This is a genomic window from Rhodoferax sp., assembly GCF_023700745.1.
Classification (GTDB): domain Bacteria; phylum Pseudomonadota; class Gammaproteobacteria; order Burkholderiales; family Burkholderiaceae_C; genus Rhodoferax.
The window spans coordinates 18,850-39,425 of record NZ_JAMPYG010000014.1; the positions used below are offsets into that span (position 1 = coordinate 18,850).

Sequence of the window (20,576 nt, forward strand, 5' to 3'; positions counted from 1 at the left end):
TTTTGTCGCCCATGTGAAAACTTACTTTCTCAAAAGCCGACATAACGCAATCCCTGGTTGCTGCATTCTGGAGAGAATTCATCGCGTGCTGTTTGGCATATGCGAATTTTCAATTTGCGCAGGACATGATGGACACCTCAACCGCTGATCCCCCGCTGGTTTTCATGGCTCGGGGGTTGACCAAAATCTATGGCGAAGGCGAAGCCGCAGTGCATGCGCTGCGCGGCGTCGACCTGGACATTGTGCGCGGGGAGTTTGTGGTGCTGCTCGGTGCGTCTGGCAGCGGCAAGTCGACCCTGCTCAACATTCTGGGCGGCCTGGACTCGGCCACCAGCGGTTCGGCGCGCTGGAATTATGCCGGTCATTCGCACGAACTGATTGGCGCCGACGATGCCGAGCTCACGCGTTACCGGCGCGAGCATGTGGGTTTTGTGTTCCAGTTCTACAACCTGATCCCGAGCCTGACGGCGCGTGAAAACGTGGCGCTGGTGACCGACCTGGCCGACCACCCGATGCAACCCGCAGACGCGCTGGCGCTGGTGGGCCTGGCCGCGCGCCAGAACCACTTCGTGTCGCAGCTCTCGGGCGGCGAGCAGCAGCGCGTGGCGATTGCACGCGCCATCGCCAAGCAGCCCGAGGTGTTGCTGTGCGACGAACCGACCGGTGCCCTCGACTGCGCCACCGGCGTCATGGTGTTGCAGGCCATCGAGCAGGTGAACCGCGAACTCGGCACCACCACCGTTGTGATCACCCACAACGCTCCGATTGCCGACATGGCCGACCGTGTGTTGCGTCTGGCTGACGGCCGCATCGTCGAAACCCGCGTCAATCGCCACAAGGTGGCGGCGTCCAGCCTGAACTGGTGAACCTGCCATGAAAGCCATCCACATCAAGCTTTGGCGCGACCTGATGCGCCTGCGTGCGCAGGCGGTGACGATTGCGCTGGTGGTGGCGATTGGCGTGGCCGGTTTTGTCGGCATGTTTTCCGTTCACGAATCGCTCAAGGGCTCGCGTGACGCGTTCTACCGCGACAACCGGCTGGCCGACGTGTTTGCCAATGTCAAGCGGGCACCGGTGCACCTGCACGAGCGGCTGGCTGCGCTGGACGGGGTGGCCGAGGTCAAGCTGGACGTGGTGTTTGACGCGCAGATTGGTCTGCCCGGCGTGGCGCCACCCGTCACCGGACGCTTCATCGGCGTCGATCTGGCGCGTCTGCAGGCCCATCGCCAGGGGCTCAATGCGCTCACGCTCAAGCGCGGGCGCTGGCCCGAGCCGGGTGAGGCGCTGGAGGCACTGGTCAGCGACCGTTTTGCCGCGGCGCGCAGTCTGAACCCTGGTGACACCGTGCACGCCATCCTCAACGGCAAACGCGAACGCGTGTTGCTGGTGGGTACGGTGGCATCGCCCGAGTACGTCTTCGCGTCGCAAGGCGGCGCGCCAGACGACCAGCAGTTTGGCATCTGGTGGATCGACGAGGAGCGCATGGTCCATGCCTTCGACATGCAGGGCGCCTTCAACCAGGTGGCGCTGCGGCTGGATGCCGGTGTGGCGGTGGCGCCGGTACTGGAACGTGTGGACCGGCTGTTGACGCCCTATGGCGCGATTGGCGCGGTCGGGCGCGACAAGCAGTTGTCGTCCAAGATCGTGACCGATGAGCTTTCCCAGCTCAAGGTGATGGGCACCGTGCTGCCGTCGATCTTTCTGGCGGTGGCGATGTTCATCCTCAACGTGGTGCTGAGCCGCCAGGTGGCCACGCAGCGCAGCCAGATTGCTGCACTCAAGGCCTTGGGATACGCCGATGGTGCGATCGCCTGGCACTACATCCAGCTGGCGTTTGCCATCGCCGGTCTGGGCGTGGCCGCCGGGCTGGCCTTGAGTGAGTTGATCGGGCAAGGCATGCTGGGCCTGTACGACGAAGTGTTCCGCTTTAACCAGCTGGCCTACGTGATGAGCCCCTGGCTGATCGTGGCGTCGGCACTGATCGCTGCTGTCGCTGCCGCCCTTGGCACCTGGACGGCGATACGTGCGGTGGTGCGCCTGAGTCCGGCTCAGGCCATGCAGCCCCCGTCTCCGCTGGCCTACCGGCCTACGCTGATCGAGCATCTGGGCCTTGGCCGCTTCGTCAGCACCGGCGCCATGATGGTGATCCGCAATTTCGAACGCCGTCCGTTGCGTGCCGCTTTCACCGTGACTGGCATTGCGCTGGCTGTGGCGCTGCAGATTTCGGGCGCGTTCTGGCTCGATGCCATTGCCCATATCGTCGACGTGCAATTCCGTCAGGTGCAGCAGGGCGATGTGCTGGTCAACTTTCACCAGCCGGTGCCGCTGAGCGTGGCGCAAGACCTGCAGCGCCTGCCCGGTGTGATCAGCGCCGAGCCCTACCGCAGCGAGCCGGTGCGGGTGCGTCTGCACGGCCGCATCGAAGACACGGCGCTCACCGGCTTTCGCAGCGACGCGCAGTTGCTGCGCGTGGTCGATGAGCAGCGTGGTGCGGTCGACATGCCGGCGCACGGTGTGGTGCTTTCCGCCATGCTGGCACGCGAGCTCGGCGCGCGCGTGGGTGACCGCCTCGCGCTTGAGTTCCGCTTGTGGAATCAGGTGCACACCGAGGTTGAGGTGGTCGATATCGTTCAGACCATGTTTGGCAAGCTGCTTTACATGAACCTGGACGCGATGAACCGGCTGGCGCGCGATGGCGACGGCGTGGCCGATGCGGCGCTGCAGGTGGACCCGCAGGCCATGGGCTTGTTCTGGGAGGCAGTCAAGGCCGCCCCGGTGATCAATTCGGTGTTCGACAAGGCGGGCTCACTGGCCAATTTTAACAAGACCACCTCGCGCACCATGGGCATCTTCAGCAGCATCCTGACGCTGTTTGCAGTCGCCATGGCCGTCGGCATCATCTACAACGCGGCGCGCATTTCGCTGTCGGAGCGCGCCTGGGAGCTGGCGAGCCTGCGCGTGCTGGGCATGACACGTGCCGAGGTGTCGGTGCTGCTGCTGGCCGAACTCGGCGCCGAACTGCTGCTGGCACTGCCCATCGGCTTACTGGCAGGCTGGGGACTGGCCGCGTTGATGATGCAGCTGATGTCATCCGACAGCATCGACTTTCCGGTCATCATTGAGTCGTCCACCTATGCTTCGGCGGCGCTGATCGTGCTGGCCGCCGGCATGGCCAGCGCGCTGCTGGTGCGCCGCAAGATCGACCAGCTGGACCTGGTGGCTGTTTTAAAGGTACGCGAATGAATGAGAAAACTCCCTGGAAAAAGTACCAACGCTGGATCGGTGCGGCGCTGCTGCTGGCCGCGGCGGCTGCGCTGGTCTATACCGTTTACCGGCCACGCGCGCTGATGGTGGAGGTCGCCACCGTGACCACCGGCAGTTTTGAGCAGGTGATTGAAGAAGACGGCCGCTTGCGCCTGAAAAACCGCTATCAGATCACCGCGCCCACGCAGGCCGCCTTGCTGCGCCCCACACTCAAGGTGGGCGACAGCGTGCAGACGGGTAGCGTGGTGGCTATCCTGGAGCCGGCGGCACCGCAGATGATCGATGCGCGCACGCGCACCGTGCTGCAGCAGCGTGTGGGCAGTGCTGAGGCCGCGCGCCGCGCAGCCGCGGCGCAGGTGCAGCGGGCGCAGACCGCATTGGCGCAGGCCACGCTGGAAGCCGAGCGGGCGGCCAAGCTGGCGCAGGACAATTTCATTTCTGCGTCGGCACGTGATCAGGCCGTGCTGGCCCGCCAGGCGGCGCAGCAGGCGCTCAGCGCCGCGCAGGCCGAGCAGGGCGTGGCCGGCTTTTCGTTGGCAGAAGCGCGCGCAGCCCTGGCCTGGGCCGAGCCCGCGGCAGCTGACCGCCCCACGGGCCGCTGGGCGCTGAAGAGCCCGGTGGACGGGCAGGTGCTCAAGTTGTACCAGGACAGTGCTGTCACGGTGACGGCCGGCCAGCCTTTGCTCGAGATTGGCAACACGGCAGCCATGGAAGCGGTGATTGATGTGCTGTCGGGTGAGGCGCGGCAGATTCAGCCTGGTGCGCCGGTGCAGTTGTCGCCGGGCAGTGGCGCGCCGGACCTGGCTGGCCAGGTCGCACGCATCGAGCCGGTGGCGTTCACCAAGGTGTCGGCCCTGGGTATCGAAGAGCAACGCGTGAATGTGATCGTGAGCCTTGACACTGCGGCACCCGATGCGCAGCGTCTGGGCGATGGCTTTCGCATTGATGCCCGCATCACGCTGTTCAAGCAGGCCGATGCCCTGTTGGTCGCCACCGCTGCCCTGGTGCGTGACGGTGCGCAGTGGCGTGTTTTTGTGGTGGAAGCAGGACGCGCCCGCGCCCGGGCGGTGCAACTCTTTGACCGCAACGCCGATGTGGCCTGGCTCAAAAGCGGCCTGCGCGAGGGCGAGACCGTGCTGCTTTACCCCGGCAGCATGATTGCCGACGGCCAGCCGGTGCGCTTGCGCAACGAGTAGGCTGATGGCGCCTGCTTACAATCGCGCCAACCCCAGGAGTTGAACCCGATGACTATCAAGAGCGATAAATGGATCCGCCGCATGGCCGAGCAGCACGGCATGATCGAGCCCTTCGAACCAGGCCAGATCCGCCACGACACGGCTGGCAACAAAATCGTCAGTTATGGTACCAGCAGCTACGGTTATGACATTCGCTGCGCGCCCGAATTCAAGGTCTTCACCAACATCCACAGTACCGTGGTCGACCCCAAGAACTTTGACGAAAAAAGCTTTGTCGACTTCCACGATGATGTCTGCATCATCCCGCCCAACAGCTTTGCGCTGGCGCGCACAGTGGAGTATTTCCGCATTCCGCGCAATGTGCTCACCATCTGCCTGGGCAAAAGCACATACGCACGCTGCGGCATCATCGTCAACGTGACTCCGTTCGAGCCCGAGTGGGAAGGTTATGTGACGCTTGAGTTCTCCAACACCACACCCTTGCCGGCCAAGATTTACGCGGGTGAAGGCTGCGCCCAGGTGCTGTTTTTCGAGAGTGATGAAGTGTGTGAAACCAGCTACAAGGACCGCGGTGGCAAGTACCAGGGCCAGCGCGGTGTGACCCTGCCCAAGGCCTGAGCAGCCAAAGTGCAAGTGCCATGAAATGGGAAGGTAACCGCCAGTCGGACAACGTCGAGGATCGCCGCAGCGGCGGTGGTGGCCGCTTGGGCGGTCGTGGTATCGGCCTGGGTTCGGTGGTTATCGCGCTGGTGGTGTCGTATTTTCTTGGAATCAGCCCGATGACGGTGCTGAACCTGCTCAGCGGTGGGAGTTCAGAATTACAGAGCCAATCGGCACCAGCGCAAAAACCCCCGGCAGATGATCGTATGGCGGCGTTTGTGTCCACGGTGCTGGCCGACACGGAGGACGTTTGGAAAGCAGTCTTCACCCAGAGTGGGGCGACTTACCAGGAGCCCAAGCTGGTGCTGTTTCGCGGCATGACGTCCACCGCCTGCGGCCAGGGTCAGGCCGCGATGGGGCCGTTCTACTGCCCGGCAGACCAGAATATTTACATAGACCTCGGCTTTTACGAGACCCTGAAAAACCAGTTGGGCGCGCCTGGCGATTTTGCCCAGGCCTATGTGATTGCCCATGAGGTGGGTCACCATGTGCAAAACCTGATGGGCATCACCAGCAAAATGGAGCAGATGCGTGGCCGGGTCAGCCAGACCGAATACAACGCCCTGAGTGTGCGTCTGGAGTTGCAGGCGGATTGTTTGTCTGGTGTCTGGGCCAACCATGCGCAGGCGGCACGCCAGTTGCTGGAGCAGGGCGATGTGGAAGAAGCCATGAACGCCGCCGCCAGGATTGGCGATGATGCCTTGCAACGTGCCAGTGCCGGCCAGGTGGTGCCCGACAGTTTTACCCATGGCACCAGCGCACAGCGCCAGCGCTGGTTCGATGCGGGGCTGAAAAACGGCAGTGTCAAGGGGTGCGATACCTTCTCTGCGCGCCAATTGTGAGCGTTGTAGGATAATAGTGTCTTTGTCCCCTGCCTTGGGGACAGTTCCAGCTATCGGATCGATAGCATCTGAACCTGGCATTGAATGACCGATTTGACCCCTGAATTTTCCGCTGAACTGACCTCTGACACCCCCATCATGGCCTTTGCCCAATTGCAACTGGCCGCACCTCTGGCCCGCGCGGTGGCCGAGATGGGTTACGAGACCATGACCCCGATCCAGGCCCAGGCCATCCCCGTGGTGCTGCAGGGCCGCGATGTGATGGGTGCCGCACAAACCGGCACCGGCAAAACGGCAGCCTTTGCCCTGCCGCTGATGCAGCGCATGCTCAAGCACGAAAACGCCTCGACCTCGCCTGCGCGCCACCCGGTGCGCGCGCTGGTGCTGCTGCCCACGCGTGAACTGGCCGTGCAGGTGGCCGAGCAGGTTGAGCTGTACGGCAAGTACACCAATTTGCGCAGTGCGGTGGTGTTTGGCGGCATGGATATGAAGCCGCAGACCATCGAGCTGAAAAAGGGCGTCGAGGTGCTGGTGGCCACGCCCGGGCGCCTACTGGACCACATTGAAGCCAAGAATGCGGTGCTGAACCAGGTCGAATACGTGGTGCTCGACGAAGCCGACCGCATGCTCGACATCGGCTTTTTGCCAGACCTGCAGCGCATTCTGAGCTACCTGCCCAAGCAGCGTATCACCCTGCTTTTTTCTGCCACTTTCTCACCCGAAATCAAGCGCCTTGCCAGCAGCTACCTGCAGGACCCGGTCACGATTGAAGTGGCGCGCTCCAATGCCACGGCGTCCACTGTCGAGCAGCATTTCTACAGCGTCGAGGGTGACGACAAGCGCCGCGCACTGCACCAGATCCTGCGTGAACGCGGCATGAAACAGGCGTTCGTGTTTGTCAACAGCAAGCTCGGCTGTGCCAGGCTGGCGCGGTCGCTGGAGCGTGAAGGCCTCAAAACCACCGCTTTGCATGGTGACAAGAGCCAGGATGAGCGCCTGAAAGCACTCGAAGCCTTCAAAAGCGGTGAGGTCGACCTGCTGGTCTGTACCGACGTGGCCGCCCGCGGGCTCGACATCAAGGATGTGCCGGCGGTGTTCAACTTTGATATTCCGTTTCACGCCGAAGACTATGTGCACCGCATTGGCCGCACCGGCCGTGCTGGCGCGGCGGGGCTGGCGGTGACGTTTGTCGCCAAGAGCGACTTGCGCCTGATGACCGATATCGAGAAGCTGATCAAGACCAAGATCGAGCTTGAACCCCTGTCGTTCGAAGAAGACCTGCCTGACATCCGCAAGCAGGGTCACATCAACGATGGCCGCCGACTCTACCGTGAAGACGGGAGCGACCAGCGCCGACCAGAGGATTTTGCCCGCGGCCAGCGTTCCGAACATCGGCGCAGTCGCCCTGCACCGCTGGATCCGTTCTTTGAGAAACCGTACGAACCCTCGTTGCCGCCAGAAGCCGCCCCCGCTTGGGAAGCAGCCGCTGTGCGCCCAGGTGTGCGCACCATTTCCAGCAACATCAAACCCAAGCGCAAGGTCGCCGCGCTGTTTCAGGCCGCCTGATCACCAGGGGTCACAGGCCCGGTTTTTGGGCCTGCTCGCACTTCACCTGGATCAGTTCATGCGTTGGCGTGCCGGTGCCCAGTTTCAGTGCACTCAAGTGCCCGCCCCAGACGCAACCGGAATCCAGCGCGAACAAATCGTCGCGGCCCAACCAGCCCAGGGTTGACCAGTGGCCAAAAGCCACCGTGACATCGCGGGTCTTGCGTCCTGGTACGTCATACCAGGGCAGGTAACCGGCCGGAGCGGCGTGGGCGCCGTCACTGGTCTCGAATTCCATTACCCCTTCGGCGGTGCAAAAACGCAGCCGCGTCAAGGCGTTCACAATCATCCGCAAGCGGTCAATGCCCTGCAATGCATCGTCCCACCGGTTCGGGCTGTTGCCGTACATCTGCTGCAAAAAGTCGCCCAGGACAGGGCCTCGTAACACGGCTTCAAACTCACCGGCCAGCGCCATGGTCTGGCTGGCAGTCCATGTCGGCAGCACGCCGGCATGCACCATCAGGTACGAATGGTTTTGCTGTTCCAGCAAAAATGCCATGCGCTGCTGGCGCAGCCAGGCCAGCATGGCTTCACGGTCGGGCGCCTGTAGCACACTGTCCAGCGTGTCCTTGCGGCTCGGCCTGCGCGCCCCCACAGCCGCCGCCAGCAAATGCAGATCATGGTTGCCGAGCAGGCACTGCGCCGAGGCGCCAAAACCCATCAGGCGTCGTAGCACGCTCGCTGAATCGGGGCCACGGTTGACCAGATCCCCCAGAAAGTAGAGTGTGTCGCGACTGGGCGAGAAAGAAATTTTGTTCAATAGACGTTGCAATGCGTTGTCGCAGCCTTGCACGTCGCCAATCATGTAAAGTGCCATGGTGTTCATTGTCGTTTGTGATGCATGGAAATTTTGCTGATTATTTTTTTGACGCTGCTCAATGGTGTTTTTGCCATGTCGGAACTGGCGCTGGCCGCGAGTCGCAAATCGCGTCTCAATGCCATGACCGAAGCAGGCGACAAAGGCGCAGAGGCAGCGCTGACGCTGCTGGACAACCCGAACCAGTTTTTATCGACGGTGCAGGTGGGCATTACCTCGATTGGGGTGCTCAACGGCATCGTCGGCGAGGCTGCGTTCAGTGACGGGCTGGCCGACTGGCTGCAGGGCTGGGGTATGGCCGAGAAGGGGGCTGCCTTTGCCGCCACAGCGCTGGTTGTGACGCTTATCACCTACACCACCATTATTTTTGGCGAACTGGTGCCCAAACGTATTGGTCAGCTGCATCCGGAATTGGTATCGCGCTGGGTGTCACGGCCCATGTTGTGGCTGGCGCGTGCCGCCGGGCCGTTTGTCAAATTGCTCTCGGGATCGACGGCCACCATGTTGACGCTACTGCGCATCGACACCAATGCGGTGCGTGCCATGACCGAGGAAGAAATTTCTGCCAGCCTGGAAGAAGGTGTGGACGCCGGTGTGATCGAACAGCACGAACACCAGATGGTGCAAAACGTGTTTGGCCTTGATGACCGGCCTCTGACCTCACTGATGGTGCCGCGCGCCGAGGTCGATTGGCTCGATGCCGGCATCAGCGTGGCGCAAGGCTTGCAAAAAGTGGGTGCCGATGGTGCCCAGCGCGCCCATTCCTGGTATCCGGTGTGTCGCGGCTCGATGGACGATGTGGTGGGCAAGATCAGTGTGGCCCACATGCTGGCGCTGGGGAGGGAGGCGCCGGGCACGCTCGAAGACTATGTGACCACGGCCGTGTTTGTCCCCGAAACCCTCAGCGGCATGGCCTTGTTGGAGCAGTTCCGTGCCAAGGTCGGCCGCCTGGTGCTGGTGGTGGACGAATACGGCGTGGTGCAGGGCCTGCTCACGCCCCATGACCTGCTGGAAGCCATCACCGGCGAGCTGCAACCCAGTGCCAAAACCGAGGCCTGGGCGGTGCAGCGCGATGATGGCAGCTGGCTGCTCGACGGCATGATGCCGGTCAGCGAACTCAAGGCCCGGCTCGGCATGGATGAACTGCCGCTGGAAGAACGTGGCCGATACAACACGCTGGCCGGATTGCTGATGGCGGTGAGCGGCCACATGCCGGTCACGGGCGAGAAAATTGCCTGCGAAGACTGGTTATTCGAGGTGGTGGACCTGGACGGCAAGCGGGTCGACAAGGTGCTGGCCACCCGTGCGCCCGACTCCGGCCAGGACGGCTGACCAGGTTGGTTCAGGCTTTGCCGCTGATGCGGTAAGCCAGCAGCCCGAGCCATTCATGCAAGGCAAGCTTCCATTTTCTTGCCCCTTTGTCCATGCTGTACTGCGTCCAGGGTGTTTGTTGACCGGTGCGAAAGTCCACCGGGCAGGGGGTCACGTTCCAGCCGGTTTTGCTGAAGGTGGCTATGGCGCGCGGCATGTGCCAGGCCGACGTCATCAGCAGCCAGGGCTGCCCCGGGTTGACGCCGGGCACGGTTTTACCCAGCAGTGCGTTTTCGAACGTGGTGCGCGAGGCCGACTCGTACAGCAGCTGCCGGGGAGGGATGCCCTGGCTGGCAAAAAACTGCCCGGCACGCGCGGCCTCTGACAGGCCGTTGCCAAACAGCTCACCTTCGCCGCCGGTGAACAGCACCCGCAAGCCGGACTGCCTGCGCAGCAGCGGCAGTACCTCGGTCATGCGCTCGGCGGCTTCATTGAGCGCGCTTTGGCCGTGGTGTGTCCAGACATAAGCAGATTCGAGCGCGCCGCCCAGCACCACGATACCGGCGTAGGCCTTCAAGTCTGCATTGCCTGGCAGGGCCGGGTAGTGGGTCTCCAGTCGCCTGAGCAGCGCATCTGGCAGCGGCTCCCAGCCGATCAGCAACAACAGGGTGATAGCCGTCCAGCCCAGGCGCCGACTCCATCGGGGACGCTGACCCACGTACAGCACGGCCGCCAGCATCAATAGCGCCACCCAGGCCAGTGGCTGGGTCAGAAACGCCAGCAATTTCGCGGCTATGAACATGCTTGGTTTGTTACAAAAGAAACGGAATAAAGCGGCGGGTACGCGCCATGTAGTGCGCATAGGACGGATGCAGCGCCGCCATCCAGCGTTCTTCCAGCAGCGCCTTGACCAGCAACACCAGCGACAAAACCGCCCAGAGCAGCCAGGCCAGCACAGAACCCAGTGCCAGTGCGCAGGCCAGGCCCAGCAAGCTCACCGCCGTGTACATGGGATGGCGAATCCAGCGGTAGGGGCCATGCGCGATCAGCTTGCCGTCAGCGCGCGGGGCCGGGTGGATGTTGAAGTTGCCGGGCCGGTTGGCCAGCAGCGCCCACAAGCCGACCCCCCCGCTCAAGCCAATTGCCAACCATGCCCATGCCTGGTGTGGCTGTTGCACAAGCTTTGGGGCGGCCAACAGGACGAGTGCCCCCAGGGCGCCAAACTGAAGGGCCACAAGCAAGGTGCCAAGGGTGTGAGGTTTCATGTACGTGCGCCAGGTTGGAAGGATGCTTTGCTTGAAATGCAAATGTTGGTACTGTAATGTCCTTGCACGATCAGAATGGCACCATGAACTCTGGCAAACCTCCTGTTGTCCCAACCCAGCGGCTTTTTTTGGCGCTCTGGCCTGACGAAGCCACCCGCGGGCAACTGGCAGCGCATGCAAATCAATGGATATGGCCGCCGGGCTGTATCCGATACGCACCGGCAGACTGGCATGCCACCCTGCATTTCATCGGCGATGTGGCCACTGAAAAAGCAGCAGCGATTGCCGCCTGTGCTGTGGTGCCGTTCCAGCCTTTCGAGCTGGTTTTGGACCAGCCCAGACTTTGGGACCACGGTCTGGCGGTATTGTGTGCACCGGTCGTTCCCATGTCGCTGCGACTCTTGCACGATCGGCTCGGCCATGCACTTGACGGGCTTGCGCAGGCGCTTGATCCCCGGCCCTATGTGGTCCATGTCACACTGGCGCGCCATGCCGCTGCGGCGATTGCACCCGCCGTATTGGCGCCCGTGCGGTGGCCGGTGCGGGGTTTTTCGCTGGTGGTCTCGACCGGGCTTCAGGCGCCACGCTACCGGGTGATTCGGCAGTACCCATGACGACTGGATGTCTCATCCGTACATGTAGGCGCGTGACCAGGGCGTCGGGTTCAGCTCTGCGCGGGTGCCTGCCTTGCAGGCCAGCACCTGGTAGAGCGACACCCAGTTTTGTGTAAACGCATGGGCGCAGCCGGCGAGGTAAATGCGCCAGACCCGGTAGGTGGTTTCGCTCACCAGCGCGCGAATGGCTTCCTGCTGGCGCTCATAGTTGTCCGACCAGCACGCCAGCGTGCGCGCGTAGTGGCGGCGCAGGCACTCCACGTCAAGCGCTTCCAGCCTGGCGCTCTGCATGTCCTGGAGCGCCAGGCCGATGTGTGGCAGTTCGCCGTTCGGGAAGACATATTTCTCAATGAAGCTCGCAGCCCCCAGCGGCGCGGCACCACTGCCGGGGTCGGTGGAAGTGATGCCATGGTTCAGTACCAGGCCACCGTCCTTCAGGAGCGCGTTGATGCGCGTGAAGTACTCCGTCAGGTGGTTCAGCCCCACATGCTCGAACATGCCGATTGAGGTGATCTTGTCAAATTGGCCATCACCTGCAGCGATGTCGCGGTAGTCCTGCAACCGGATCTCGACCTGGCCTGCCAGGCCGGCCTGCGCCACGCGCACGCACGCCAGCGTGTATTGGTTTTTGGACAGGGTGACACCGATCACCCTGGCGCCGTATTTTTGCGCGGCACGTATCGCCAGCGCGCCCCAGCCGCAGCCGATGTCCAGCAGGCGCTCGCCCGGCTTGAGCATGAGCTTGCCCAGGATGTGATCGAGCTTGGCGTTCTGGGCTGCTTCCAGCGACTCGGTCTGGGTCGGAAAGTAGGCGCAGGAGTAGACCATGTCATCGCCCAGCCACAGGCGATAGAAGTCGTTGGAGACGTCGTAATGGTGTGCAATGGCGTGGGCGTCCCTGCCCCGGTCATGGCGCAGGGCGCTGAACAGGCGGCCAAAACGGCCACGCATGGGCACCCCATGTTGTGCCAGGCTGGCCGCCACTTCGACAATATCGGCTGCCTGCCCCAGCACGTCGAAGTGGCCCTTGACATAGCCCTCGGCCAGATTGTCCAGGCTGGGCGGCACAAAAAACCGCAGCGCGCCCGGACTCAGCACCTTGACCGTCACCGTGGGCTGCGGCCCCAGGTCATGCTGCATGCCGTTCCAGAGCGTCAGGCGCAGGGGTATCTCTGACGCAGGTGTCAGCCTTGCCAGGTAATGGGCGATCCGGTGGTGCTCGGTGTCCAGGCGGTCGGCATGGGCGCCCATCAAACCCGCTCCAGGATTGCAGCGATCAGCGTCAGAATAACTTTGTGTCGATTCATGATCACTCCTGCTCTGCGGCATGGTGTGTTGCTATGCCAAGGGACGGGATGCTAAAACGCCCACACGGGCACAAATTGCGAATTGTCATTGGTGCTTCAACTGGGCGGCGTAGTCTTGCGGTTTCAGACGTTACCGTTTGAAGGGTGCAAATTGGACAAGAAACAAAGCTGGAATGTGGCTTACTGGCTTCACAGACACCTAGGTGCCCGTCTCCAGGGCTTGTTCAACTGATGGTCTAGTGGTAAATCCCGTGCCTTCGTAAAATTTCCAGTGCATCCGCACAGATACTGAAATCCGGCATGGGGGCTCAAGGCAATGAGTGCAGGGTCGTCACCGGATATATCTGAAATCAGCAGTGTCACGACCCGCGCCGGAAACGCCGACGCCACCAGAGGCCAAGGCAATGACGAGGTCGTCTTGTGTCAGACCCGAGACGGCCTGTATCAAGGCTGTAGCATCACCCACGCTGGTTTGGTCAGGAACCGGATGGCTGCCTTCCATGACACGGATATGTCGCAACGGTAGATCGGTACCGACCAGCACAGCCACCACACCGCTCAAAGGCCCCTGTCAATGGGTTTCAAACGCCTCGGCCATGGCGACGGCATTGCCGACACCGACGACCACCGTGCGGCCACTCGCCACGGCAGTCTCATACATGCGGCGCAGCAGGCCACTCACATGGGCGGTGCGCAATATTCCGTTGGTGGACATGGGTGTGGGATGACCTAGGCAGGATTGGCGCAGTGGCCGCCACTTCCCAAGCCAAAATGGGACGCCACACCGTCCACGACCAGCATGCCCATGGCCGAACGAACCTCACGCGTGGCACTGCCGATATGGGGCAGCAAGGTGGTACGCGGCAATGCCAGCCAACGCGGATCAATGTTGGGCTCGTTGCGGTAGACATCCATGGCGATACCTGACAAGCGGCCCAGGGACATGTGCGTAAACAGTGCTTCCTCGTCCATCAGGTCGCCTCTTGCCACGTTCACCAGCATGGCATTTTGCGGCAGAAGCGCCAACCGATGAGCGTTGATCGCGCCCTTCAATTCCGGCGCAGAAGGTGCGCAAATGCAAAGCACGTCGCTGCATGCCATGAGTTCGTCCAGCGTGGCGTAATAACTTGCCCCTTTCGCCTGGTCTGGTGCGAGTTCTGACCGGTTGTGGTAATGGATGGACATGCCGAAAGGTCGCGCCCTGGCCGCGACTGCCTGGCCAATCCGCCCCATGCCGAATATGCCAAGATGCAAGCCTTGTAGGGACCGGCCCAACATTGAGCTAGGTGCCCATCGGCCCCAGCGCTCATCACGCAAGGTTTTTTCGGCGGATGAGGTGTCACGTGCTGCGGCAATGATCAAAAACAAGGCGAGATCCGCGACCGCTTCAGTCAGGACATCGGGCGTGTGAAAGACATGCAAGTTTTTCGCCGTTGCCGCTTTGAGGTCAACGTGGTCTGTACCCACAGAGTAGGTGCCAAGCACTTTCACGGATGCGGGCAAGGCGGCAATCGTGGCGACGTCCAGCTTGTCACCAGGCATGACGACCAGCGCGTCCATGCCCGCAACCCGGTCGAGCAGTTGCGCTCCGATCGGTGTGGCTTCCTGCCAGATGGTCAAGTCAAAAAAAGTCTGGGTATAGACCTTCACATCGTCAGGCGGAATGCCTGTCATGAGAAGACGGGGGCGCTTGATCGATGGCGTTGTGGTATTCATGAAGTTAAAAAATCAGATATCAGACTTGCATCTTGATCGGGTTTTACTCCGTGACGTACAGCATGGAAATTTTGGACGACTCGCGCCGCCACAGTGAAAAACATTCCTGCAAGGCGATACGTGCCATTTCGGGTTCGCGGTCCCGAAGTGCCTGAACCACCGAGCGGTGTGTGGCCACGCTGCGGTCAAAACTTCCCTTGACGACAGAAATCATACGCACACGATTGGTCATGACCGCACGAATCACGCTGGTGAGGCCGTCGATAATCAAAATGATGACCGGGTTGTGCGCGGCCCGTGCCAATTCAATATGGAAATCGAGCTGGCACTGGGCAAAACCGTCAATACCGGGGGCATCGGCCATGCGAGCGACCACGGCGTCCAGTGCATCAAATTCTTCCCGGCTGGCATCGATGGACGCAGTGACCGCCATCTCCATCCCGATCATTTCCAATGCCTTCTGGATTTGTTCCAATGACAGAAAGCCCAGCTTGAGACTGACTTCAAAGTAGAACTGCAACACTTGCGCGTTGGGCAGCGACAGGAAAGTGCCGCTGCCTTGCCGCCGAGTTACAAACCCCAGCGTTTCCAGCACAGTCAACCGCTCCCGCACGGTAGGACGCTGCACGTCCAGCACTTCGGACAGTTCGCGCTCGGTGGGCAAGCGCACCCGGCCACTTTCGTCCGGCCGGACATGCATTGCGATTTCGATGATGCGAATCAGAAGGTCGTCGGTGGTTTCATTCATGACCTGGAGTGCACACTAGGCCTTTTGACCGAGTTCGTGCATCGACGTCGCGAGGACAGGGTAGAGACGCGTAAAGATTTCAAAATGACGTTGATAAATATCTTGCTTGTGTGCCGACGATGGTTTGACCCACTGAGAGGATATTTTCACCGAAGGCAAGGCAGCATCTTCGAGTCCCGAAAAATGATCGCCGGCAATAGCTCCCAGCAAAGCCGCGCCCAAAGCACCGGCATCCTGAAATTCCGTAGTGCCATATTCCAGACAAAGAACGTCAGCCTTGATCTGTGCCCAGAACCGGCTGTGGGAGCCACCGCCTACACCCACCATGCGCTTGGGCTTCAAGCCCCATTTGCTTTCTGCCAGGCCCATGATCTGTCGCAGGCCGAATGCCGTTCCTTCAAATACGGCGCGAATCATGTCGCCGCGTGTGTGCCCCAGTCGCAGTCCTATCCATGCAGCACTCGCTTCGGAGTCCCAGATGGGGCTGCGTTCACCCGCCAGGTATGGCAGGAATATGAGCCCGTTGGCACCCGGCAAGGACTCCTGGGCCAATCGTTCCAACTCGGCCAGCGACTTGACTTCCGGCCATACTTTGCTTTGCAGCCACCCAAACGAGCCGCCCAAAGTCGACATGGCACCATGCGCGAGCCAGCGATTCGGGTAAACGTGGTGGCGATTGAGAAAGCCAGCATCGAAATTCGGCTGATCCATGCAGAACGTGATCACTCCGGAGGTTCCCACCGATTCAAAGGCTTGCCCGTTGTCGCGCAATTGCATGGCGAATGCCGCAGCAGCCGTATCTGCCACACCCAAAGCCACCGCAATGCCAGCGGGCATACCGGTGAGTGCCGCCATCTCAAGGGTCACACTCCCCAGGCGCTGTGAGCCTTGCACGATGGGAGGCAGGTAATCGGCGGGTGTCTGCCACAAGGCGACCAGATCAGGGTGCCATTGTGGCTGCGCCTGCTTGACGTCCATCAAGCCCGAATAAGATGCCTGGGTCGGGTCGATAGCCAATTCGCCCGTCATGCGCATTGCGATGTAGCTGTTGAGCATGCAGACGCTGCGCACGTTTTTCCATACTTCAGGTTCGTTTTGCTGCACCCACATCAAATTGGCGGCCCAGCAGGTGGACGTGCTGGCCCGGTTGCCACTGCGTTCCTGGAAGGCAACCGTGTCACCCACAACAGACCGGACGATCGAGTCTGCGCGACCGTCCAGATAGACCATGGCATGGCGCACCGGCCTGCGCTCGCTGTCCAGCAAAATCGTGGTGGGGCAGGTGGTCGATAATCCTATCGAGCTTACCGGTCCGGTCTGAGCCGTCATCTCTTGCAATGCTTCCAGCAATAACTCCCAATAGCGCTCCAGATCGATTTCGACCCATAACGCATAAGGTGTTATGACCGGGACAAAACGCTGTACTTTTTTGAGCAAGTTGCCATTGGTGTCAAAGGCACAAACCTTGATGGCACTCGTCCCAGCATCAATGCCCAAAAAAACTTTAGTCATTGTGGATCGCTACCTTGATTGCGTTACCACTCGCTGCCGCGTCAAAGGCTGCCAGTGAGTCGGCCACGCTGTACCGATGCGTGATCAACGAGGTCGCGTCAATTTGTCCGCTGGACAACATGTTCAATGCCAGCTCATAGCCGCTGCGGCTCAAGGCACTGGCACCTGTGACGGTGATTTCGTTGTAGTGGATCAAGTTGACGTCAATGCTGGACATGTCGCCTTGGGAGAACCCTGCGAACAGGTTGACGCGACCCCCCTTGCGCACCAGATTCAAGGCCTCGTTGGCCAGCGCTGGCACACCAATCGCGAGGATCACGACGTCGGCACCCAGGCCTTCCGTCTTCTGTTTCACGAAGTCCAGCAGGTTTTCCTTGGTGGGGTCACAGGCGTGGTTTACTCCGCGTTCCAGTGCGGCCTGCCGGCGCGCTGCATTGGGTTCGCTGATGATGACCTGTCGCGCGCCCGCTGCCTTGGCCAGGGCCGCGTGCATCAGCCCGATGGGCCCCGCCCCCAGGATGACAACGGAGTCGCCGAGTCCAACCTGTGCATTCTTCTGGCCATTGATGCAACAGGCCAGCGGTTCACTCAGCGCAGCGGCTTCAAAGCTCATGCCCGCCGGCATCTTGAAAACGTTGCCCGCCTGCAAGGCGATGGCCGGAATCCGGATGTACTGCGCAAAAGCGCCATCAAACTCGTACCCCATGGCTTGACGATTCTGGCAGACGTTTTCCAGACCGGCTTTGCAATAAGCGCAGGCGCGGCAAGGAACCACAGGGTCCATGCAAACGCGGTCGCCCGTGGCGAACCCCGTCACACCATCACCCGTCTGAACCACCACACCGGCGAACTCATGGCCGATGATGGAAGGGAAGCGAATCCCCTTGGTCTTTTTCCCCGACAGGATTCGCAGGTCGGTGCCGCACACTGTTGCAGCCCGGATCGACAGGATCAACTCACCGGGGCCCGCTTCCGGGGTGGCAATATCGCCGACCTCCAGAACGTTGGGAGCGCGCAAGACGGCCGCTTTCATTGGGCACCTGCTGCCACGTCGGCTTCGTAAACTTTGAGGGACTCGGCCACGCTGGCGTTTTTGTGGATCAGCGCATTGAGTGCCTTGATCACGCTGCTGGTGTGGGGGTGCGACCAGACGAAACGACCATAGGTAACGCCACCCAGACCCACGTCAAGTGCCTCATGCGTCATGCGCAGATAGTCTTCCAGTGTTTCACCCATTTCACCGCCGGCGAGGGCGACGATGGCAGGGCAACCTTCCACCACGCTGCGGAAACTTTCGGCGGAGCCGGTCCACAGGGTCTTGATGATGTCCACGCCCAACTCGGCGCCGACACGAGCGGCATACCTGACCGCCTTGGCATCATGGGGATCCTTGATCATGGTGCCTTTGGGGTAGATGTGGGCCACCAGCGGCATGCCCATGGATTGCGCTTCCTTGGACATGCGCCCCAGGAAGCTGAGCTGCTCTGCCTGCTCCGGACCGCCCACGATGCAGCCGACGGATACAGCATCCGCGCCGAGACGCACTGCTTCTTCGACATCGGCCACCGGAGCGTCGTAATGAGGGTGGTATTGGGTGGAATAGGCGCTGATCTTCAGAATCATGGCCGCCTGCCCTGCATAGGGTGCAAACACCTTTTCGGCAATACCTTTATGCATGGTGATGGCGTCCGGCATGCCATCAACCACTTTTTTCATGGTTTCACGGATATTTTCCAGACCTGGCAACACACCGCGCGTGATCGGATGGTCAATGGTGATGGCCAGCATACGCCCCGATGGGCCCATCAGACGACGCATACGAACTTGTTTTCCTACGGACATAAAGTACTCCAGTTAAATTGATGATCGGGAACAGAAAAAGCAGGCAATCAGTACATTCCGAACAATTTCAGAGGACCAATTACCAGCACGGGAAACAGAACGAGCGCCATGATGGAGAGCACCAGGACAGAAACAGGCCCGGTCGAACTCTTGATCACATCTTCCAGGCTCATGTTGGTGACCTTGGCGACTGCGAAGAGGCATACCCCTACGGGCGGTGTCACCAGACCCAGCGTCAGGGTGATGACGATGACGACGAGCAAATGGATCGGATCAACACCCAGCATCATGGCTGGTGGTACCAGGATCGGTATCAGGATGAACATGGCAGCAATCGCGTCCATGAACATCCCCACGACCACCAGGAACAGGAAGATCAATACCATGATCAAAGTCGGATCTTTGGTGATGGAGCCCAGCCATGTGCCCACCATCACGGGCAGGCCATCAAATGCGAACACCCAGGCTGCCAATTTGCCGGTGGCTGCAATAAACAGGATGCCACCACTCGAACGGCCGGTCTCCTTGAGCATTTCTCGCATGTCTGCCCAAGTGATGTTTTTGTAAACAATGGCGGCAATGAAGAAGGTGTAAACCACGGCAATCGACGCCGCCTCGGTCGGTGTAAAAAAGCCGTCCAGGATGCCCGCCATCAGAATCACGGGCGTCAGCATAGGCAGGATGGCCCGCATTGCCGCATTGGCAAAATGCCGCACATCAAAAGGTGTTGGTTTGCACACGCCACGGCGAACGCTGTAAATGTGGTTGTAGACCATCAGGAAAGCCGCGATGAAGAGGCCCGGCACAAGGCCTGCAATCAGCAGCAACCCGATCGACTGGTTGGCGATCGAGCCGGCAATCACCATCAGGATCGACGGTGGAATGATGGAGGACAGGGTGGAGGTCGCCAAGGTCATGCCCACGGCATAACCTTTGTCATAGCCGTGCTTGACCATGGCGTTGATTTCAATGGCGCCGAGCGATGCGATGTCTGCGACTGATGAGCCGGAAATGCCTCCAAACACGACAGAAGATGTCACATTGACATGTCCCATGCCACCTGGAAGCCAGCCGACTATGGCGTGGGCAAAGTCGAAGATCCGGTCGGCTACGCCACCTTTGTCCATCAACTGACCCACCAGGAGGAACAAGGGCACGGCCACAAGCAGAAAGGAATTCATCGCTGAAAACATGCTTTCTGACAGCACATGAACGGGGGTGCTGGTAAATATTGCGATGCTCGCAACACTGGAGAGTCCGAGTGCAATGGCCAGCGGACAACCCACGGCGCACAGCAACAGGAACAGGGATAACAAGGTGAGGCTCATCATTTGGTTAGCACCACTAATTCATGCGTTGCCATCAGTGACGGCGATGGTTGATCTGTGCGTGCGAAGTGACTGCCACAAACTGAAAATAGACAATACTGCTGACGCTGGAACGATCACGCCGACGACCCAGCTGGGCCAGCTCAAGGTGGCGATCTGCTCGTTCATCACAACTTGTTGCCTGACCATGTACCAGCCGGTCCACACGGTCAGCGCGAAAAACGTCAGGCTGCACGCCACATAGATAGGGAGAGCGCTGCGGCGAATGAAGCCTGGAAAATACTGAAGCAAGACGGTGACACGCGCAGCATCCGCATGGCGAATACTCGCGGCGATGCCCGAAAAGACCATCCAGATAAAGCAGGCGCGTGTCAGCTCTTCGGTCCATGAGAAAGGGGAATCCAGGAGCCTCCCAGCCACCTGGACCAGAACCACAAGCACAATGGCCGCGACGGCGACGCCACACACGCCATCAGTCATCAACAACAACAACCGCGATGCCAGGGTAGGTCGGTCTGCGATCTGGTCAGGAGACAGGGGAGAACTCAT

At 60.8% G+C, this 20,576-nt stretch carries 20 protein-coding genes and 1 pseudogene; 8 read left to right on the forward strand and 13 right to left on the reverse strand.

The features are described 5' to 3' along the window. Window positions 1-125: 125 nt before the first annotated feature. The 6 genes from NDJ10_RS11370 to NDJ10_RS11395 all read left to right on the forward strand — a co-directional run bounded on the left by NDJ10_RS11370 (window position 126) and on the right by NDJ10_RS11395 (window position 7,528). The gene (locus NDJ10_RS11370; protein WP_296162270.1) at window positions 126-866 is read left to right on the forward strand and encodes an ABC transporter ATP-binding protein; all 741 of its coding nucleotides are present in this window, start codon (window positions 126-128) and stop codon (window positions 864-866) included. A gap of 7 nt (window positions 867-873) precedes the next feature. Then, window positions 874-3,243 carry an FtsX-like permease family protein gene (locus NDJ10_RS11375; protein WP_296162271.1) on the forward strand — a complete coding sequence of 790 codons (2,370 nt, stop codon included), beginning with the start codon at window positions 874-876 and terminating at the stop codon, window positions 3,241-3,243. Then, window positions 3,240-4,460 carry an HlyD family efflux transporter periplasmic adaptor subunit gene (locus tag NDJ10_RS11380; protein ID WP_296162273.1) on the forward strand — a complete coding sequence of 407 codons (1,221 nt, stop codon included), beginning with the start codon at window positions 3,240-3,242 and terminating at the stop codon, window positions 4,458-4,460. The genes NDJ10_RS11375 and NDJ10_RS11380 overlap by 4 nt, the downstream gene beginning before the upstream one ends. A 48-nt stretch (window positions 4,461-4,508) precedes the next feature. Beyond that, the gene (gene dcd, locus NDJ10_RS11385) at window positions 4,509-5,078 is read left to right on the forward strand and encodes a dCTP deaminase (RefSeq protein ID WP_296162275.1); all 570 of its coding nucleotides are present in this window, start codon (window positions 4,509-4,511) and stop codon (window positions 5,076-5,078) included. A gap of 20 nt (window positions 5,079-5,098) precedes the next feature. Next, complete coding sequence (locus tag NDJ10_RS11390) at window positions 5,099-5,962, forward strand: neutral zinc metallopeptidase (protein WP_296162277.1); 864 nt, start codon at window positions 5,099-5,101, stop codon at window positions 5,960-5,962. 84 nt (window positions 5,963-6,046) lie between these two features. Then, window positions 6,047-7,528: a DEAD/DEAH box helicase gene (locus NDJ10_RS11395; RefSeq protein WP_296162278.1), complete on the forward strand. Its 1,482-nt coding sequence runs from the start codon at window positions 6,047-6,049 to the stop codon at window positions 7,526-7,528. A 10-nt stretch (window positions 7,529-7,538) separates the two neighbouring features. Here the strand turns inward: NDJ10_RS11395 and NDJ10_RS11400 are convergent, their stop codons facing one another. Further along, window positions 7,539-8,384 (reverse strand): symmetrical bis(5'-nucleosyl)-tetraphosphatase, encoded by an 846-nt coding sequence (locus tag NDJ10_RS11400; protein WP_296162280.1) that lies wholly within the window; start codon window positions 8,382-8,384, stop codon window positions 7,539-7,541. Between the two features lie 24 nt (window positions 8,385-8,408). Between NDJ10_RS11400 and NDJ10_RS11405 the strand changes: the two genes are divergently transcribed. Further along, a complete protein-coding gene (locus NDJ10_RS11405; protein ID WP_296162281.1) occupies window positions 8,409-9,716 on the forward strand; it encodes a hemolysin family protein in 1,308 nt (435 codons plus the stop codon). A gap of 10 nt (window positions 9,717-9,726) precedes the next feature. Here the strand turns inward: NDJ10_RS11405 and NDJ10_RS11410 are convergent, their stop codons facing one another. Beyond that, a complete protein-coding gene (locus NDJ10_RS11410; protein ID WP_296162283.1) occupies window positions 9,727-10,497 on the reverse strand; it encodes a YdcF family protein in 771 nt (256 codons plus the stop codon). A 10-nt stretch (window positions 10,498-10,507) separates the two neighbouring features. Next, window positions 10,508-10,960 carry an isoprenylcysteine carboxylmethyltransferase family protein gene (locus NDJ10_RS11415; protein WP_296162292.1) on the reverse strand — a complete coding sequence of 151 codons (453 nt, stop codon included), beginning with the start codon at window positions 10,958-10,960 and terminating at the stop codon, window positions 10,508-10,510. An 83-nt stretch (window positions 10,961-11,043) separates the two neighbouring features. Here NDJ10_RS11415 and NDJ10_RS11420 point away from each other — a divergent pair, with 83 nt between their 5' ends. Continuing rightward, entirely contained in the window at window positions 11,044-11,574 is a 531-nt protein-coding gene (locus NDJ10_RS11420) for a 2'-5' RNA ligase family protein (protein WP_296162293.1), read from the forward strand. A gap of 12 nt (window positions 11,575-11,586) precedes the next feature. On the opposite strand, the gene NDJ10_RS11425 is transcribed toward NDJ10_RS11420, so the two are convergent. From NDJ10_RS11425 to NDJ10_RS11470, 10 genes and pseudogenes are all read right to left on the reverse strand, one after another. Continuing rightward, window positions 11,587-12,825, reverse strand: a complete 1,239-nt coding sequence (locus NDJ10_RS11425) for a cyclopropane-fatty-acyl-phospholipid synthase family protein (protein WP_296162294.1) — start codon at window positions 12,823-12,825, stop codon at window positions 11,587-11,589. A 245-nt stretch (window positions 12,826-13,070) separates the two neighbouring features. Then, window positions 13,071-13,383: pseudogene (locus NDJ10_RS15270) on the reverse strand (DUF4147 domain-containing protein). Between the two features lie 69 nt (window positions 13,384-13,452). Beyond that, window positions 13,453-13,596: a hypothetical protein gene (locus NDJ10_RS11435; protein ID WP_296162296.1), complete on the reverse strand. Its 144-nt coding sequence runs from the start codon at window positions 13,594-13,596 to the stop codon at window positions 13,453-13,455. A 14-nt stretch (window positions 13,597-13,610) separates the two neighbouring features. Then, on the reverse strand, window positions 13,611-14,597 hold the full coding sequence (locus NDJ10_RS11440; protein WP_296162297.1) for a D-glycerate dehydrogenase: 987 nt from the start codon (window positions 14,595-14,597) through the stop codon (window positions 13,611-13,613). Between the two features lie 43 nt (window positions 14,598-14,640). Further along, complete coding sequence (locus tag NDJ10_RS11445) at window positions 14,641-15,345, reverse strand: FCD domain-containing protein (RefSeq protein ID WP_296162298.1); 705 nt, start codon at window positions 15,343-15,345, stop codon at window positions 14,641-14,643. A gap of 15 nt (window positions 15,346-15,360) precedes the next feature. Then, window positions 15,361-16,857 (reverse strand): FGGY family carbohydrate kinase, encoded by a 1,497-nt coding sequence (locus tag NDJ10_RS11450; RefSeq protein ID WP_296162299.1) that lies wholly within the window; start codon window positions 16,855-16,857, stop codon window positions 15,361-15,363. Next, window positions 16,850-17,890, reverse strand: coding sequence for a zinc-dependent dehydrogenase (locus NDJ10_RS11455; RefSeq protein ID WP_296162300.1), 1,041 nt, complete (start codon window positions 17,888-17,890; stop codon window positions 16,850-16,852). Before NDJ10_RS11455 ends, NDJ10_RS11450 begins: the two co-directional genes overlap by 8 nt. Next, window positions 17,887-18,699 (reverse strand): 2-amino-3,7-dideoxy-D-threo-hept-6-ulosonate synthase, encoded by an 813-nt coding sequence (locus tag NDJ10_RS11460; RefSeq protein ID WP_296162301.1) that lies wholly within the window; start codon window positions 18,697-18,699, stop codon window positions 17,887-17,889. Before NDJ10_RS11460 ends, NDJ10_RS11455 begins: the two co-directional genes overlap by 4 nt. Window positions 18,700-18,746: 47 nt before the next feature. Then, the gene (locus NDJ10_RS11465) at window positions 18,747-20,030 is read right to left on the reverse strand and encodes a TRAP transporter large permease (RefSeq protein WP_296162302.1); all 1,284 of its coding nucleotides are present in this window, start codon (window positions 20,028-20,030) and stop codon (window positions 18,747-18,749) included. An 18-nt stretch (window positions 20,031-20,048) separates the two neighbouring features. Next, a complete protein-coding gene (locus NDJ10_RS11470; RefSeq protein ID WP_296162303.1) occupies window positions 20,049-20,576 on the reverse strand; it encodes a TRAP transporter small permease in 528 nt (175 codons plus the stop codon).

Excerpts from the sequence above, each read along its gene's own strand:
- dcd (WP_296162275.1), top strand. The coding sequence starts at position 4,509 with ATGACTATCAAGAGCGATAAATGGATCCGCCGCATGGCCGAGCAGCAC.
- NDJ10_RS11380 (WP_296162273.1), top strand. The coding sequence starts at position 3,240 with ATGAATGAGAAAACTCCCTGGAAAAAGTACCAACGCTGGATCGGTGCG.
- NDJ10_RS11460 (WP_296162301.1), bottom strand. The coding sequence starts at position 18,699 with ATGTCCGTAGGAAAACAAGTTCGTATGCGTCGTCTGATGGGCCCATCG.
- NDJ10_RS11450 (WP_296162299.1), bottom strand. The coding sequence starts at position 16,857 with ATGACTAAAGTTTTTTTGGGCATTGATGCTGGGACGAGTGCCATCAAG.
- NDJ10_RS11370 (WP_296162270.1), top strand. The coding sequence starts at position 126 with ATGATGGACACCTCAACCGCTGATCCCCCGCTGGTTTTCATGGCTCGG.
- NDJ10_RS11405 (WP_296162281.1), top strand. The coding sequence starts at position 8,409 with ATGGAAATTTTGCTGATTATTTTTTTGACGCTGCTCAATGGTGTTTTT.
- NDJ10_RS11420 (WP_296162293.1), top strand. The coding sequence starts at position 11,044 with ATGAACTCTGGCAAACCTCCTGTTGTCCCAACCCAGCGGCTTTTTTTG.
- NDJ10_RS11400 (WP_296162280.1), bottom strand. The coding sequence starts at position 8,384 with ATGGCACTTTACATGATTGGCGACGTGCAAGGCTGCGACAACGCATTG.
- NDJ10_RS11445 (WP_296162298.1), bottom strand. The coding sequence starts at position 15,345 with ATGAATGAAACCACCGACGACCTTCTGATTCGCATCATCGAAATCGCA.
- NDJ10_RS11375 (WP_296162271.1), top strand. The coding sequence starts at position 874 with ATGAAAGCCATCCACATCAAGCTTTGGCGCGACCTGATGCGCCTGCGT.
- NDJ10_RS11455 (WP_296162300.1), bottom strand. The coding sequence starts at position 17,890 with ATGAAAGCGGCCGTCTTGCGCGCTCCCAACGTTCTGGAGGTCGGCGAT.
- NDJ10_RS11465 (WP_296162302.1), bottom strand. The coding sequence starts at position 20,030 with ATGATGAGCCTCACCTTGTTATCCCTGTTCCTGTTGCTGTGCGCCGTG.
- NDJ10_RS11415 (WP_296162292.1), bottom strand. The coding sequence starts at position 10,960 with ATGAAACCTCACACCCTTGGCACCTTGCTTGTGGCCCTTCAGTTTGGC.
- NDJ10_RS11390 (WP_296162277.1), top strand. The coding sequence starts at position 5,099 with ATGAAATGGGAAGGTAACCGCCAGTCGGACAACGTCGAGGATCGCCGC.
- NDJ10_RS11425 (WP_296162294.1), bottom strand. The coding sequence starts at position 12,825 with ATGGGCGCCCATGCCGACCGCCTGGACACCGAGCACCACCGGATCGCC.
- NDJ10_RS11435 (WP_296162296.1), bottom strand. The coding sequence starts at position 13,596 with ATGTCCACCAACGGAATATTGCGCACCGCCCATGTGAGTGGCCTGCTG.
- NDJ10_RS11470 (WP_296162303.1), bottom strand. The coding sequence starts at position 20,576 with ATGAGTTCTCCCCTGTCTCCTGACCAGATCGCAGACCGACCTACCCTG.
- NDJ10_RS11410 (WP_296162283.1), bottom strand. The coding sequence starts at position 10,497 with ATGTTCATAGCCGCGAAATTGCTGGCGTTTCTGACCCAGCCACTGGCC.
- NDJ10_RS11395 (WP_296162278.1), top strand. The coding sequence starts at position 6,047 with ATGACCGATTTGACCCCTGAATTTTCCGCTGAACTGACCTCTGACACC.
- NDJ10_RS11440 (WP_296162297.1), bottom strand. The coding sequence starts at position 14,597 with ATGAATACCACAACGCCATCGATCAAGCGCCCCCGTCTTCTCATGACA.